A 15787-nucleotide genomic window follows, 5' to 3' on the forward strand; every position below is an offset into this window, starting at 1 on the left:
CCCCCGCCACGACCACCTCGCCCGGCTGGGTCAGCCGGCCAGGTGACCCCAGTCGTCCTCCAGGTCACGCCACGGGCCCTGGGCGGCGACCGTGCCGTCGACCAGCACCACCACATGGTCGGCGCGGACCAGCGCCGCCCGTTTGGAGGTGGAGCCGACCACGGTCACCCCGTGCTCGCGCAGCGCCGCCCAGAGCGCCAGCTCGGTGGTGACGTCCAGGGCGGACGACACGTCGTCGGCGACCAGCAGCTCGGTACGCGGCGCGAGCGCCCGCGCCAACGCCAGCCGCTGCAACTGCCCACCGGAGAGCCGGGTGCCCTTGTGGCCGATGAGCAGCCCCAACCCGCCCCCGGCAGCGGCCAGGTCGTGCTCCAGCTGGGCGGTGCTCACCGCCCCGGCGGCGTCCACGTCGTGCCCGAGGGCGATGTTGTCGGCGACCGTGCCGGAGAGCACCCGGGGCAGCTGACCGACGTAGCCGACCTGCTGGGGGCGGAGGAACAGCTCCGGCTCGGTCACCGGTTCGCCGTTCCAGCGCAGCTCGCCGACGTGGTGCACGATCCCGGCCAGCGCCCGCAGCAGCGACGACTTGCCGGCGCCGACCGGTCCGACCACCAGCACCAGTTGGCCCCGGTCCATGGTCAGGTCGACGTCCCGGACGGCGAGGGTGCCGTCGGAGTGCAGCGCCCCGAAGCCGGCCAGTTCCAGCCGACGCAGTGGCCGGCGGGGCGGCGGCTCCGGCGCGGGGGCGGTGCCGGCGGCGAGATCCACCCCGGGCACCTGCGCCGAGTACGCCCCGATCCCGGTCATCGACACCGTCCGACGGGTCCAGACCCGCGCCGACGGGTACTGCGAGACCAGTGAAGCAGTGGTCCAGGCGAACCAGCGGGCCGCCCCGAGGGTGGAGACGGCGACCAGGGTGGCACCGGCGGAGAGCCCACCGGCCAGGAAGAGCGCCCACGCGCCGATCGGCAGCAGTCCGCTGGCCACCGACGGGGTGGACCGGGCCCACACCTGCGCGGCGATCTCCCGCCGCTGCCGGTCACTGCGGACCAGGTCCAGTGCGGAGAGGTGGGCCAGCACGGGCCGGGTAGCGCCGGCCAGCTTGACCGTCCGGGCCGCCGACAGCGAGGAGACCAGCGCGGTGGCGAAGGCCGCCCGCGCGGCGACGGTGTCCCGGGCGGAGCGTTCCAGCCGGGGGCCGAACAGGGTGGCGGCGAGCCCGGAGACGACCATCGTGCCGAGGAAGAACAACGCCGGTACGAGGCTGCCCGTCACCAGGGTCATGACCACCATGGTCACCAGGGCGATGAACTGGTCCATCAGGTTGTCGGCGAGCTGCACGACCCGTTCGGTGTCGCCGCTCTGGGCCACCACCTCGGCCGGGGTGTGCGTACTGGTCCGGCGCGGGCCGGTCTGCCCGTGCACCAGCCGCAGGCTCATCCGCAGCATCTGCCGTACCCACCACTGCGGGAACCACGCGTTGGTCCAGTAGGGCAGCGGCAGGACGATCACCAGCGCACCCGCGATGCCGATCGCCGGCAGCCACGGGCTGCCGCCGTCGACGACGTCCGCCCAGAGCCAGGGCAGCACCGTGCCGTCCAGGCCGAACACCATCATCACCATGAACATCGCGATCGACAGCAGACCGTAGCGCGGGTCGTTGGTGCCCAGCCGCAGGATCTCCCGCATGGTCCGCGCGGGGGCGGCCGGTGGCAGCGGCGGCGGCTCCCCCTTCGGTACGGCCACCGCCGCCCGCCGGGACGCCCCGGCTCCATCGGCAGCTCCATCGGCAGCTCCGTCCCGGACCGGACCGTCGACCTCCGGCCCGGAGCCGGCCGGCTCGCCCCGGGACGATCCGTCGGCCCCCGGCCACGCGCCGGCCGGCCCGTCGGCCTCCGCCCAGGTGCCGACCGATCCACCTCGGGCCGGCCCGTCGGCCCCCGGCCAGGCACCACCCGGCCCACCTCGGGCCGGCCCGTCGGCCTCCGGCCAGGTGCCGGCCGGGTCGTCGACTGCCGGCCACCTCTCGCCCGGCCCGTCGAGCAGGCCCACCCCGCCCCCGGCCGGGGCCATGCCGATCGAGGTGTACGCAGCGGCATGGCTGGTGGCGAGCAGCTCGGCGAAGCGGGCCGAGGAGCGCAGCGGCCCGGCTTCCAGGACCGCCCCGTCGGCCATCACCACCACCTCGTCACAGCGCCGCACGGAGGAGAGCCGGTGCGCGATGATGATGCCGATCCGGTCGGTGAGCAGCCGTTCGGTGGCTTCGCGTACCCGGATCTCGGTGACCGGGTCGAGCCGCGCGGTGGCCTCGTCGAGGACCACCACGTGCGGGTCGCGGACCAGGATCCGGGCGAACGCCACCAGCTGTTCCTGGCCGGCGGAGAGCACGTACCCGCCCTCGCCGAGCCGGGTCCGGATGCCGTCCGGCAGCTCCGCGACCCAGCCGGTGAGGCCCAGCTCGGCCAGCGCCCGGGGGGCGTCGTCGAGCAGGTCCGGGTCGAACAGGGCGACGTTCTCGGCCAGGGTGCCGGCCAGGATCTCGGTACGCTGCGGCACCACGGCGATCCACCGGCGCAGTTCCTCGACGTCCAGGTCACACAGGTCGGTGTCACCGAGCAGGACGGTCCCGCGCGGCACCTCGACCGCCCGGGTGAGCACCTTGGCCAGGGTGGACTTGCCCGACCCGGTGCGCCCCACCAGCGCGTACGACCGGCCCCGGACGAAGGTGAGCCGGAGGTCGCGCAACGCGGGCCCCCGCTCCCCCTCCCCGGTGGTCGGGTAGCGGAAGGTGAGCCCCCGCAGGGTCAGGTCGCCGTCGGTGGGGACGACCCCGCCGGACGGTTCCTGCCGGGCGTCGGAGAGCAGCAGCACCCGGGCCCAGGCTCCGAGCGCGTACTGGAGGTGCGGCACCCAGCGGGCGAGGTGTTCGACGGTGGCGCCGAAGCTCAGCGCGAGCAGCCAGATCGCGGTCAACCGGGCCCCGTCGACCCGACCGGTGACCAGCGCCCAGGCCCCGGCGAGCACCACCCCGGCGATCCCGACCCGGACGGTGCCGGCGGCGACGGCGGTGACCCGTGCCGACATCAGGAAGACCCGGCGACAGCGGGTGAGCACCTCGGCGGCCCGCCGGGCGTAGAGACGCAGCACGTACGGCTGGGCGAGGCTGGTGCGTACGTCGTCCTGGCCGTGCACCGCCTCCTCCATCACGGCGGCCAGGTCGGACCAGGCTTCCTCCTCGGCCATTCGGGCCGGCGCGATGGCGGCGGTGGGGCGGTGCAGCAGCACCCCGAGCAGCGCGGTGAGCAGCAGCATGGCGACGCCGGCCGGCCACCAGACGAACAGCGCGCTGACCGTGGCGAGCAGGCAGAGCACCAACCCCTGGAGCAGCCGTACGCCGGTGTTGCGCAGCTCGGCGGCGACCTGGTAGACGTCGTTGTCGATCCGGTCGAGCAGCTCGCCGACGGGGGTGCCCTCCAGAGTGGGCAGGTCCTGCCCGAGGGCGACCCGGCAGAGCCGGCGGCGCACGTCGGCGGACCAGTCGGCGGTGAGGCCGGCCATCAGCAGCGCGATCACCAGCTCGGTGAAGACGGCGACGACCAGCGCGACGACCAGCGCGACGAACCAGCCGGTGGAGCGGTGCACCAGCACCGGACCGGCCACCGCCGAGGCGGCGGCCTGACCGGCGGCGCCGAGCACGACGAGGACGATCACGGCCGACACGCGGCGCGGCGCAGAGGCCCAGAGATCACGGAGCAGACGCATGGAGATTCCCTCCGGACTCGGGTGGCGGTCCCCCCAGCCTTACCTCTCCCCCGCCCCCACTCAACACATTTACCCCACCCCACCCCCACCCCCACCCCACCCCACCCGCTCTAAACGGTGATCAAGAGGTTTCTGTCACGGGAACACCTCATCGGTGACAGAAACCTCTTGATCACCGCCGACAGGCAGGGGGGTGGGAGGGGGGTGGGGTGGGGGTGGGGGTGTTAGAAGAGGATGGTGGCTAGGGTGCCTATGGGGTGGAAGCCGCAGCGTTCGTAGACCCGGCGGGCGGGCAGGTTGAAGTCGTTGACGTAGAGGCTGACCGTGGGGGCGACCCGGAGCAACGCGTCGCGTACCACGGCGGCCATCGCGGCAGTGGCGATGCCGCGTCCGCGCCACTGCGGCGCCACCCAGACGCCCTGGATCTGGGCGGTCCGGCGGGTCACCACTGCCAGCTCGGCCTTGAAGACGACCTCCCCGTCGACCAGGCGGGCGTACGCCCGGCCGGCCCGGACCAGGTCCTCGACCCGCCGGCGGTAGGCCCGGCCGTCGTCGTCGGCCAGCGGTGAGACGCCGACCTCCTCGGCGTACATGGCGACCGCCGCCGGGAAGAGCCGGTGCACCTCGCTGAGCCGGACCCGACGTACCTCGGGGTCGACCGGTACCCGGGGCAGGGCGTCGGTGGCCAGTAGCGGTTGGTTGGGGCGTACGTCGCGGGCCGGGCCCCAGTGGTCGGCGAGCCGGTCCCAGAGGCCGAGCACCGCGTCGGCCCGCCCGACGATGGAGGAGCAGAGCCGCTCCTCGGCGCAGAGCTGCTCGGCGAAGGCGGCGACGGCCGAGTCGGTGGCGAGCACCGGGGTGAGGTTGCCGCCGAGCCAGCAGATCGATTCCAGGTTGCGGCGGGTGCCGTAGCCGAGGATCCGCCCCTCGGCACGCCACCAGGCCAGCCCACGGGCCGCGACCCGCTCGGCGACCTGCGCGCCCGCGATCGGGTCGAGGTCGAGCAACCGCTCGACCGCGCGGCGCTCCGACTCTCCCAGTTGGCGTACCGGCACCGTCAGCACGGTTACCAGCCTGCCAGATGCGGGCGGTGCTTCGCCGGGCGACCGGCGCAGCCGCCCGAGGAGTTGTCGGCGACACGTTGGCGATATATCGTTGATGCATCACCGACAGTCCAAGGGAGGACGACACGATGGGATTCCACCAACAGATCCACGCGCTGCACGAGGCCCGGCGACGCGGCTTCGGCTTCCCGCCCGTACCACCCGGCCCGCACGGGCACGGGGGTTGGGGCGGCGGCCGGGGCGGTCGCGGGCGGGGCCGGGGTCGACCGCGACCGAACGTCCGGCACGCCGTGCTGGCCCTGCTCACCGAGCGGCCGATGCACGGCTACGAGATGATCCAGGAGATCGACTCCCGCACCGGCGGGGCCTGGCGGCCCAGCCCGGGTTCGATCTACCCGACCCTGCAACTGCTGGAGGACGAGGGCGTCATCGCCGCCAGCACCGATCCGGCCGGCGGCGGGCGCAAGCGGTTCGGCCTGACCGACGCCGGCCGGGAGGAGGCCACCACGGCCGCGCAGACCCCGCCCTGGGCGGAGTTCGCCGAGGACACCGTCAACAGTTGGCACGACATCCGGGACGCCGGAGCGCAGGCCATGCACGCGCTGCGGCAGGTGATGACGACCGGCACCGACGACCAGCGGGAACGCGCCGCCCAGGTGCTCGACGAGACCCGGCGCAAGTTGTACGCCATCCTCGCCGAATCCGAATGACCACCGGGTACGCCCCCGCCGCCGGCCCGGACGGAGGCGACCCCGGCAACGGATACGCCTCCCGCCGCGGCCTGGCCGGAGGCACCCCCGGCAACGGCACGACGCGTACGCGGAAAGGGCGGCCGTCCCCCAGCGGGGATGGCCGCCCCTTCCGACGGTGACCGGGTCAGTGCACGGTGACGGTGGCGCCGGGTACCAGGTCGCGCAGCTCCTCGGGGATCTCCGCGCCCATCTCGTCGGCGATCCGCAGCGCCTCCTCGATCAGGGTCTCCACGATCTGCCCCTCGGGGACGGTCTTGACGACCTTCCCCTTGACGAAGATCTGCCCCTTGCCGTTGCCGGAGGCGACCCCCAGGTCGGCCTCGCGGGCCTCCCCGGGACCGTTCACCACGCAGCCCATCACGGCGACCCGCAGCGGCACCGGCAGCCCTTCCAGGCCGGCGGTGACCTCCTCGGCGAGCTTGTAGACGTCCACCTGGGCCCGGCCGCAGGACGGGCAGGAGACGATCTCCAGGCCCCGCTCGCGCAGGCCCAACGACTCCAGGATCTGGTTGCCGACCTTGATCTCCTCGACCGGCGGGGCGGACAGCGACACCCGGATGGTGTCGCCGATCCCCTCGGCGAGCAGCGCGCCGAAGGCGACCGCCGACTTGATGGTGCCCTGGAACGCCGGGCCGGCCTCGGTCACGCCCAGGTGCAGCGGGTAGTCGCACTGCTCGGCGAGCTGCCGGTAGGCCCGGATCATCACCACCGGGTCGTTGTGCTTGACCGAGATCTTGATGTCCCGGAAGCCGTGCTCCTCGAACAGCGAGCACTCCCAGAGCGCCGACTCGACGAGCGCCTCGGCGGTGGCCTTGCCGTACTTGGCGAGCAGCCGCTTGTCGAGCGAGCCGGCGTTGACGCCGATCCGGATCGGCGTACCGGCGGCGGAGGCGGCTGCCGCGATCTCCCGGACCTTGTCGTCGAACTGCCGGATGTTGCCCGGGTTGACCCGGACCGCCGCGCAGCCGGCGTCGATCGCGGCGAAGACGTACTTCGGTTGGAAGTGGATGTCGGCGATCACCGGGATCTGCGACTTGCGGGCGATCGCCGGCAGCGCCTCCACGTCGTCCTGGCTGGGCACGGCGACCCGGACGATCTGGCAGCCGGACGCGGTCAGCTCGGCGATCTGCTGGAGGGTGGCGTTGACGTCGGAGGTGAGGGTGGTGGTCATCGACTGCACCGAGACCGGGGCACCCCCACCGACCGGCACCGAGCCGACCATGATCTGGCGGCTGGCCCGGCGCGGGGCGAGCGGCGGGGGCGGTACGGCGGGCATACCGAGACTGACAGCGGTCACTTCAGGCACTCACCTTGTGAAGAGCGTGATCGGGTTGATGATGTCCGCGGTGGCGGTGAGCAGCGTGAACGCGCCACCGATCAGGATCACCACGTACGTGAGGGGCATCAGCTTGAGGTAGTCGACCCGGCCCGGGTCGCGCCGCCCGATCTTGGCATACAGCCACGAGCGGGCCCGTTCGAACCAGGCGATGGCGATGTGGCCGCCGTCGAGGGGCAGCAGCGGCAGCAGGTTGAACACGCCGACGAAGAAGTTCAGCGAGATGAACAGCAGGACCAGCATCTGCCAGACGCCGTTCTCCAGCGCCTCACCGCCGAGCCGGCTGGCGCCGACCACGCTGATCGGGGTGTCCTTGTCCCGCTCGCCGCCGGTGATGGCGGTCCACAGGGCGGGGACCTTGTCGGGAATCCGCTTGATCGCCTGGTAGGTGCCGACGGCCAGGTCCTTGGTGTAGCCGGCGGTCGCCGGGATCGCCTCGACCGGGCCGTAGGTGACGTTCGCCGGGACGCCGGGCGGGAGCATCGGGCCGGCGACACCGAGCGCGGAGACGGTGACCGGAGCGCCGTTCGGGTCGTCCAACGGCTTGCGCTGCACGCCGGTGAGCGCGGCCCGGACCTGGCCCGGCACGCCGTCGCGCTCGTAGCTGATCGTCGCCGGCTGGCCCGGGGGCAGCTCCCGGATGGTCTTGACCAGCGCGGTGTAGTCGGCGATCGAGACCCCGTTCACCGCGACGATCTTGTCGTCGTCGCGCAGGCCGGCCTGCTTGGCGGGGCTGACCGGGTCGCCCGGTGCGCACTCGCGCTGCTCGTCGGTGGGTACGACGCAGTCGACGACCTTGACGTGCGCCGGCAGCGGGTCGGGGATGTCCTTGTTGGGCAGGCCCATGAACATGGCGGCCAGCCAGATCGCGATGACGGCCAGCGCGAAGTGGGTGACCGAGCCGGCGGACATCACGATCGTCCGCTTCCAGACCGGGTAGCGCCACATCGCCCGCTGCTCGTCGCCCGGCTCGACGTCGTCGTCCTGCGGCGTCATGCCAACGATCTTGCAGAAGCCGCCGAGCGGGATGGCCTTGAGGCCGTACTCCGTCTCACCCCGGCGGAACGACCAGATCGTCGGCCCGAAGCCGACGAAGTAGCGGGTGACCTTCATCCCGAAGGCCTTGGCGGTCAGCATGTGACCGGCCTCGTGCAGGCTCACCGAGACGAGGATCGCCAGGGCGATCACCACCACCCCGAGCAGATAGAGCATCAGGCTTCCTTCCCCGACCCCGAGATGATCTCCTGCGCATGCGCGCGCGCCCACGACTCGGCGGCGAGCACGTCCTCGACGGTACCTGGTTCACCGAAATCGGGGGCCTCCTCCAACACCCGCTCCAGGGTGTCGACGATGCCGAGGAACGGTAACCGGCCGGCGACGAACGCCGCGACGCACTCCTCGTTGGCCGCGTTGTAGACCGCCGGGCGGCAGCAGCCGGCCTCGCCGGCCGCCTTGGCCAGCGCCACCGCCGGGAACGCCTCGTCGTCGAGCGGGGCGAACTCCCAGGTGTGGGCGGTCGTCCAGTCCACCGCGGCGGCGGCCCCGGGCACCCGGTCGGGCCAGCCGATGCCGAGCGCGATGGGCAGCCGCATGTCCGGCGGGCTGGCCTGGGCGAGGGTGGAGCCGTCGACGAACTCGACCATCGAGTGGATCACCGACTGGGGGTGCACCATCACGGTGATGTCGGCGTAGGGCACGTCGAACAGCTCGTGCGCCTCGATCACCTCCAGCGCCTTGTTGACCATGGTGGCCGAGTTGATCGTGACGACCGGCCCCATGTTCCAGGTCGGATGGGCCAGCGCCTGCTCCGGGGTGACCCCGGTCAGCTCGTCGCGCCGCCGCCCCCGGAACGGCCCGCCGCTGGCGGTGACGACCAGCCGCCGCACCTCGCCGCGGGTGCCGCCGCGCAGGCACTGGGCCAGCGCCGAATGCTCCGAGTCCACCGGCACGATCTGCCCCGGCCGCGTCACCGCAGCCTTGACCAGCGGGCCGCCGGCCACCAACGACTCCTTGTTGGCCAACGCGAGGGTACGACCACAGCCCAGCGCGGCCAGCGTCGGCGCGAGCCCGAGCGACCCGACCACCCCGTTGAGGACGACGTCGCCGGGCCACTGCGCCAGCTCGGTCATCGCGTCCGGGCCGGCGACGATCTTCGGCAGCTTGAAGTCCCCGGTGGCCCAGCCGCGTCGGCTCGCCTCGGCGTAGAAGGCGAGCTGGAGATCCTGCGCGGCGGACGCCTTCGCCACCCCGACCGCGTCCACGCCCAGTTCGAGGGCCTGCGTGGCGAGCAGCGCGACGTTGCCGCCGCCGGCACCGAGCGCCACCACCCGGAACCGGTCCGGGTTGCGCTTGACGATGTCGATCGCCTGGGTGCCGATCGAACCGGTCGAGCCGAGCAGGACTAGGTCGCGGGGAGTTGTCACGCGGCCATTCTGCCCCGAGCACGCTGTGCCCCCGCTGGGAGCCTCACCCCCCGACGTCACCCTCCCCGCCCGGCTCCTCCCCGGCCAGCGGCGTCGGACGCCCGCCCCGCCCGCTTGATCAACACCACGGAGCCGATGTAGGGGTGTCCACGCCGACCGGACACCCCTACATCGGCCCCACTGAGTCGATCAACCGACCGATACGGCGCGGAGCCGCCCGCAACGGCGCAGCACCCGGGAGAAGATGAACGCCGCAGACCGCCCGGCCACCGAGCCGCAGGCCATCGGGCCACCAGGCCACAGGCCGTCGGGCTGGGCGTGGGGATCAGTTGCTGGCGGAGGTCAGGTCACCCGACCTGGTCGCGGCGACGAAGCCGACCCAGGCGGCAGGTGCGAAGGTCAACACCGGGCCCCGCCGGGTCGATCACCTGCGGGAGCCGAGGGTGCCCGCCCTGGTCGCGGCGACGAAGTCGACCCAGGCGACGGGCTGGAAGGTCAACACCGGGCCGCGCCGATCCTTGCTGTCCCGCACCCCCACCACCTGCGGCAGGTTCGTCGCCACCTCCACGCAGGTGGAGCCACCGTTGTCGCTGCGGGTCGACTTGCGCCAGACTGCGCCGCTCAAGTCCATGACTTCGCCAACTCCCGTATGAGATCCCGGGACGCCCTGCGTGGCAGTGCTTCGCCGCGAAGGCTCTCCCATCTGCGCTGAAGGCTATCAACGTCATCCGGCCGGTCCGTGATGTGAGCGCGCAGCGCGCTGTCCAGATGCGCCACCTCTCCGCCGTCGGGCACGCGGACCAGGATGAACGGGCCGGCCAGCCCGGCGTGCATCCCCGCATCCGCCGGCACCACGTGCAGGAGAGGGTTGATCATCACAACGGGGCCGATGTGGGGGTGTCCACGCCGATCGGACACCCCCCACATCGACCCCATTGAGTTGATCACCGCTTCGACGGGTCGGGCTTGGACCCGCGCCAGCCGGGGAAGGCGATCACCGCCCCCGGGACGGCTGGGGAAGGCGATCACCGCCCAGGACCGCTGGGGAACGACGGTCAGGCGTAGGTCTCGAACTCGGCGACCTTCGGGGTGGCGGTGGAGCTGTTGATCCGGAAGGTGACCTTCTTCAGCGAGGTCCGGGCGAAGGTGATGACGCCGGCCCGGCTGCCGGAGGCCAGCACCGCACCGGTGTCGCCGTTGAGCACCTGCCAGGAGGTGACGCTGCCGGCCGAACCGGACGCCTCCCGGATGTTGATCGAGGAGACGCTGGTCGCGGTGCTCCACTTGATCGAGATGTCACCGGTCGCTCCGGCCGGCGACCAGAAGGTGCTCAGGTTGCCGTCTCTTACGTCGCCATAGCTCGTACCGCTGGCCTTGCTGGAGCCGTCGGAGCCGGCCCCGATGCTGAGGTTGGTCCCGCCGGGGTTGCTGGTCGGCGGCGGCGTGGTCGGGGCCGGGGTGGTCGGCGCGGGCGTGGTCGGTCCGGGGGTGGTCGGCGTCGGGGTCTGCGGCGAGCAGCTCCCGTTCGACTCCTTCAGGCCGGTGTTCGCGCCGGCCGTCTGCCGGACGATGTCCGGCACGCAGCTCGCCCCGTCGAGACGGTACGAGTACGGAATGCTGACGCTGGTGGTCGACGGCATGCTCGGCCCGGCCGGGTTGGTCTCGCTGCCGGGGCTGGACCAGGTCACGTTGTCCAGGATGTTGCCGCTGGCCTGCCAGTAGCCGGCCTCACTGGTGTAGAAGGTGCCCAGCACGTCCTTGGAGTTCTTGAAGTAGTTGTTCTCCACCTTGGCCTTGGCACCGGCCCGGGAGTTGATCCCCGACTCGTTCAGGCTGACGTACGAGTTGTTGTAGATGTGCGCGATCCCGCCCCGCAGCAACGGCGTACGGGAGTCGATGTTCTCGTACAGGTTGTGGTGGAAGGTCACGAAGCCGTTCGAGCGGTCGCTCTCACTGGACCCGATCAGGCCGCCCCGCCCGGAGTTGCGCAGGATGCTGTACGACAGCGTCACGTACTGGGTGTTGTCCTTCATGTCGAAGAGTCCGTCGTAACCCTCCGACTCCCCGCCCGACGCCTCCAGCGTGGCGTGGTCGACCCAGACGTTGCGGACGGTGCTCTCCATGCCGATGGCGTCCCCGCCGTTGGAGATGGGCGACCCCGACTTCTTGACGTTCCGGACGGTGACGTTCCGGATGATGATGTTGCTGGAGTCGCGGATGTGGATGCCGAGCTGGTCGAAGACCGCACCGCTGCCGACCCCGATGATCGTGACGTTGCTGATCTCCTTCAGCTCGATCTTGTCGGCGGCGGTGTTGCAGCTACTGCCGGACACCTTCGTGGTGTTGCCGTGGTTGATGGTGCCCTGCACCTCGATGATGATCGGGGTGCTGCTGCTGGCCCGGTTACACAGGGCCGCGTGGATCGCGGTCCCGGTGGTGGCCCGTACCGTCTGACCGCCCGCGCCGCCGGTGGTGCCGCCGTTCTGGGTCGCGTAGCCGCTGGCACTGCCGGCCGCCGCCGACGCCTGGTGCACCGGCAGGGCCACGCAGATCGCGGCACCGACGGCCGCCGTGGCCAGCCCCGCCTGGACTCGTCGTGCAACTGGTCGTCTCATCCTCACGTCACCTTTCTCATTACCTGGTGGTGGTGCCGCTGCCGGGTGGTGTGATGCCCGGTCGGACAGCGGTGATGGTGTGATCCTGTTGGACCTCTGCGCGCCGGGGACGGGCCGGGCCTTCGCGGCCGTCAGGCGGAGTCGCCGGTCGGCCAGGGGTGCCTGCGCCGGTGTACCGGATCGACCCGCTCGCCGTGCTGCCGCGCACGGCGAACTGGCGCCTCCGGCGGTGGTGGAACTCGCCGAGGCACCCGCACTGAGCATCTGGAAAGCGCTTTCCACAAGCGAGAATAGGGTGGCGTCTATCGATACCGCAAGGCGTCGTCCGGATTGCGGCTAATGACCGCCTGAGGTACGGGTGCGCGGGGTGGCGGCTGATCAGGCCGGCAACGACGCCCGACGGACGAAGGTCTCCAACTCCTCGCCGCCGTACCAGTCGGTGCGGCGGCCCAGGTGGGTCATGCCGAGCCGGCGGGCCACCGCCATCGACGCCACGTTGCCGGGGGCCACCACCGCGTACACCTGCGGGGCGCCGGTGGCGAGTTCCCGGTCGACCAGGGCGCGGGCCGCCTCGGTGGCGTAGCCGCGGCCCCACGAGTCGGGGTGCAGGTGCCAGCCCACCTCGATGTCATCGGTGGGCACGCCCTCGTCCCGGCCGGGCAGCGGTTTGAGCAGGATCGTGCCCACCACCAGGCCGGTGTCGCGCGTCTGCACCGCCCAGGTGCCGTACCGGTCACCGTGGTCGGCGTGCCGGGCCCGCCAGAGCGCCAGCCGGTCGGCCGCCTGCCTGGGGTCGGTCAACGGCAGGCCGGGGACCGCGCCCAGCCAGCGCACCACCTCGTTGCGGGAGTAGATGTCGAAGATCCGGGCCAGGTCGACTGGGCTGTCGGTCCAGTTTCGGATGGTCAGCCTGGTGGTGGTGAGCACGGTCATGCCCCGGGATCGTAATGAGTACGCGAAGGCACCAGAGAGGACGAAGATCACGCGGCGGACCAATGGAACTGAGCCAGCGATACCTCCAGTCGGCCCCATGGAGAGTCAGCCGCGATGACGACAATCCACGGCAGCGCGGATAACAGGGCCTCTCAACCCCGCAGTGACGGAATATTTCCAGTGCTTAAGCGGCAGAGCCTCAGGCCTCAGCACGACCGGCAACTCACTAGCCGGCGAGTCGAGACGACAGCTGCCGCCGCGAGCTAAGCAACCAGTACGCCCCCAAGATGAATCAATATCATGGCGATCGACAGCCAGGATTGCAGCCACAACGCCAACCTTGGCAGTGCTCGGTGGAACCACCCCGTCGAAGCTATACGAGTCGTCACAAAATCACTTGACATAGAAGGAGAATGTCGGGGCCGTGACGCCGACCCAGCTACTTGATTCCCGTTTGTATCGTGCGGCACATTTCCAACAGAGATGCTTCGCTGTTGTCGCCCCCTTCAGCCCATCCCACAACAGCCAAGGCTTCAACGATCTTGAATCCGAACTCTTTCCGCAATGCCGCTGCCGCCTGAACGTATTGACTAGGCTCTCCGTGAAGTCTGATTAAGCGAGCAATATCAACTAGTTCGCCACCAGAATCGACCGACACACGGAACATGTGGCGCCACTCTCCTACAGCGGGCATCACGGCCTACCGAACTTTAGCCGAACAGGCGCCCCACCAGATACCTCTCGATCCACACGCAAAGGTGAGTACCGCCCGCAAGCGCTGCGGCGAACGATGCCTTGCTCTCATCCGCAAGGTCCCCATTGATTGTCCGCACCATGCTGCCTGGAGAACCCACCATCCGCCCGAAGATCACTTGCCCCCCTCACCGGACCGTTCTTCATGTCGGCCAGTCGAGTTAATCCACCATCGGGCATCAACCTCACCATAAAGAAGACTGCCAGTCTCGTCGTGATCCCATTCGTAGCCGTTATCGCTAAGGCTTTCCCGACCCTCACAGTTGTGGGCGAGGACCGGTGTGTTGCCGGCGACCATATAATACGTGGGGGATTTTCACCCCGTCACGCAGTGTGACTTACGCGTTCATGGCGTTTCACCTGGCCTTTCGCGCGTGGCACGAACTCGCCGCATCGAAATCTATCGGTGTTGACGGCAACCTGGGGAGACCTCCACGCCCTTCAGTGTCATGGCATCGATGGGCGGCGCTATCCGAGGTAGGGGGTGTCGCGGTGCTCGGCATGGTGGTGGAGGCGGAGTCGGACGGTGTCGTGGATGGGGATGTGGTCGAACTCGGTGGGGTGGATGAAGCGGACCTCCGTGGACTCGTCACTGACAATCAGCGTGCCGGCGGTGACTCGGGCGAGGTAGCGCATGCGAAGTGATCGACTACCAGACCGACGGAGGCAACTTCGCCCACAACCCGAACGCCTCCAACAGGCCGGCGACGGCGACCAGCCCTCGCCGCCCGCCAAGCGTCCCCGCAGCAGCCGCGACCGCGCACCGAAGCAGTAGGCCAGCCGGACCAAGACCCTCAACCAAGATCCGACCAAGATCCGACTGGCCCAAAACTGCTCAACAGGATCAAGGCGGCCCGGCTACCGCCGGGCCGCACGCACGCGCTACGGCCTACGGCCCCGCGCGCACGCCGACTAACACCGGCCTTCCGACCGCGCGAGGCCGAGCCATCACCTGGCACACCGCTCCAACCACCCCAGTGGAAGCGGTCCCGGGGATCGACGAGGCACCGCCAAGCGGTACGCCACCCGCACGCGTACGTTTCGCGCCCCAAGGCAAGAATGTGCAGGTATCGATGCCAATACCCGACTGACGGCAACCCGGGCGACCAACCATGCATCTGGCCGGACAGACGCCACGTAGTGCAACCGTCCCGCTGGGTCCAGCTGCTCTTCTACGCGGTCTTCGACAGCTCGTGACGTAAGAACTCAGTAAATGATTTCCACTCTCTAGTCACATCCTTGTCGCCTTCCTGATACATATAAACTGGAGGGTCATCCGACAATGAGCTCGACATCCAATAAATCTGATAGCCCTGATGCATTGCAAAAACTATCGCATCAGGTGGCGCGAATCCGGAAACGCCGTTATCAGTAAGCAACTCGAGTCCATCCCGCTTGATGCCGAGAATGTCGGGATAGAATGCGTCCGTTCCGACAAGAAGAGGGCCAGCCGTCCTGCCCATCACTCGAAGGAACTCAACGTACCGACTCGGCATTGAGGCAACCGATTGGTCTTCTGCGACCTCATCTACCTCCGCAGCCGATATGCCGATGAGTTCGGCAGATGCCGACATGCCAAGATCCTCTACGAGCGACCCCACCACTACCCCCAACTCACATTTACTTGAACACCGGGGAACCTCTCCCGAAATTGATCGATAACTGACGAGCAACTCGGGCAGGGGACCCTCTCGGAGTACAGGTTGATAGTTCCTCTTGCGTCTGACCCAAGGTTCGCTGCGTAATGTTCGAATATCTTGTTTTCCGAGTCGAACGGTCGCTCACCCGGATCGAACACTCGATTTGTAGGTGCCGCCACCGAGCCAGGATTGGTGTGCTGCCCGCTAACACCGATGTGCTGTCCAGGTACACCGTCAATATCATGCTGTGCTACGGCAACGTTCCTCCGACCGCCGACTCCATTAGCAGCATCGGCCCGATAGTCAGCCGCCACCTGCTTTGGCGTGCAGTTGTGTACGAGCACCGGCGTTGTACCGGCCAGCACATAGTACGTGTGGGAGTTGGCGACGGTCAGGTTGTGGACTCTGGCCTGTAGGACGGTCCACCGCTCGACGGCGGTGACCTGCACGTGAGTCCCGGCGCTGGTCCGCAACCACTGCCCCGACCGCAGGTCCGTGGCGTGGACCCA

Annotated in this window: 13 protein-coding genes and 2 pseudogenes; 1 reads left to right on the top strand and 14 read right to left on the bottom strand. The window is 69.9% G+C overall.

Going from position 1 to position 15787, the window contains the following annotated elements:
• Window positions 1–30: 30 nt before the first annotated feature.
• On the bottom strand, window positions 31–3762 hold the full coding sequence (locus ACIG87_RS23950) for an ATP-binding cassette domain-containing protein (RefSeq protein ID WP_396853347.1): 3732 nt from the start codon (window positions 3760–3762) through the stop codon (window positions 31–33).
• Between the two features lie 224 nt (window positions 3763–3986).
• On the bottom strand, window positions 3987–4826 hold the full coding sequence (locus ACIG87_RS23955; protein WP_396853348.1) for a GNAT family N-acetyltransferase: 840 nt from the start codon (window positions 4824–4826) through the stop codon (window positions 3987–3989).
• A gap of 128 nt (window positions 4827–4954) precedes the next feature.
• Here ACIG87_RS23955 and ACIG87_RS23960 point away from each other — a divergent pair, with 128 nt between their 5' ends.
• A complete protein-coding gene (locus tag ACIG87_RS23960) occupies window positions 4955–5536 on the top strand; it encodes a PadR family transcriptional regulator (protein ID WP_396853350.1) in 582 nt (193 codons plus the stop codon).
• Window positions 5537–5702: 166 nt separating this feature from the next.
• Here ACIG87_RS23960 and ispG read toward each other — a convergent pair whose 3' ends face one another.
• The 12 genes and pseudogenes from ispG to ACIG87_RS24020 all read right to left on the bottom strand — a co-directional run.
• Window positions 5703–6875, bottom strand: a complete 1173-nt coding sequence (gene ispG, locus ACIG87_RS23965) for a flavodoxin-dependent (E)-4-hydroxy-3-methylbut-2-enyl-diphosphate synthase (RefSeq protein WP_396853352.1) — start codon at window positions 6873–6875, stop codon at window positions 5703–5705.
• A gap of 9 nt (window positions 6876–6884) precedes the next feature.
• Window positions 6885–8126, bottom strand: coding sequence for a M50 family metallopeptidase (locus tag ACIG87_RS23970; protein ID WP_396853354.1), 1242 nt, complete (start codon window positions 8124–8126; stop codon window positions 6885–6887).
• The gene (dxr, locus tag ACIG87_RS23975) at window positions 8126–9337 is read right to left on the bottom strand and encodes a 1-deoxy-D-xylulose-5-phosphate reductoisomerase (RefSeq protein ID WP_396853356.1); all 1212 of its coding nucleotides are present in this window, start codon (window positions 9335–9337) and stop codon (window positions 8126–8128) included. Before dxr ends, ACIG87_RS23970 begins: the two co-directional genes overlap by 1 nt.
• Before the next feature lie 424 nt (window positions 9338–9761).
• On the bottom strand, window positions 9762–9968 hold the full coding sequence (locus ACIG87_RS23980; RefSeq protein ID WP_396853358.1) for a DUF397 domain-containing protein: 207 nt from the start codon (window positions 9966–9968) through the stop codon (window positions 9762–9764).
• Window positions 9959–10273, bottom strand: coding sequence for a Scr1 family TA system antitoxin-like transcriptional regulator (locus ACIG87_RS23985; protein ID WP_396853381.1), 315 nt, complete (start codon window positions 10271–10273; stop codon window positions 9959–9961). The genes ACIG87_RS23980 and ACIG87_RS23985 overlap by 10 nt, the downstream gene beginning before the upstream one ends.
• Window positions 10274–10392: 119 nt before the next feature.
• A complete protein-coding gene (locus tag ACIG87_RS23990) occupies window positions 10393–11952 on the bottom strand; it encodes a polysaccharide lyase family 1 protein (protein ID WP_396853360.1) in 1560 nt (519 codons plus the stop codon).
• A gap of 378 nt (window positions 11953–12330) precedes the next feature.
• Window positions 12331–12885: a GNAT family N-acetyltransferase gene (locus ACIG87_RS23995; RefSeq protein ID WP_396853362.1), complete on the bottom strand. Its 555-nt coding sequence runs from the start codon at window positions 12883–12885 to the stop codon at window positions 12331–12333.
• A gap of 439 nt (window positions 12886–13324) precedes the next feature.
• A complete protein-coding gene (locus tag ACIG87_RS24000; protein ID WP_396853364.1) occupies window positions 13325–13552 on the bottom strand; it encodes a hypothetical protein in 228 nt (75 codons plus the stop codon).
• Window positions 13553–14106: 554 nt separating this feature from the next.
• Window positions 14107–14268, bottom strand: a pseudogene (locus ACIG87_RS24005) (NUDIX hydrolase); the annotation flags it as partial.
• Window positions 14269–14810: 542 nt separating this feature from the next.
• Window positions 14811–15212, bottom strand: a complete 402-nt coding sequence (locus ACIG87_RS24010; RefSeq protein ID WP_396853366.1) for an SMI1/KNR4 family protein — start codon at window positions 15210–15212, stop codon at window positions 14811–14813.
• A 29-nt stretch (window positions 15213–15241) separates the two neighbouring features.
• Window positions 15242–15622 carry a deaminase domain-containing protein gene (locus tag ACIG87_RS24015; RefSeq protein WP_396853383.1) on the bottom strand — a complete coding sequence of 127 codons (381 nt, stop codon included), beginning with the start codon at window positions 15620–15622 and terminating at the stop codon, window positions 15242–15244.
• Window positions 15602–15787 (bottom strand): annotated as a pseudogene (locus tag ACIG87_RS24020) (polymorphic toxin-type HINT domain-containing protein); the annotation flags it as partial. The gene ACIG87_RS24015 and the pseudogene ACIG87_RS24020, both read right to left, overlap by 21 nt.

Origin of the sequence: Micromonospora sp. NPDC051925 (genome assembly GCF_044548625.1) — a bacterium.
Lineage (GTDB): Bacteria > Actinomycetota > Actinomycetes > Mycobacteriales > Micromonosporaceae > Micromonospora.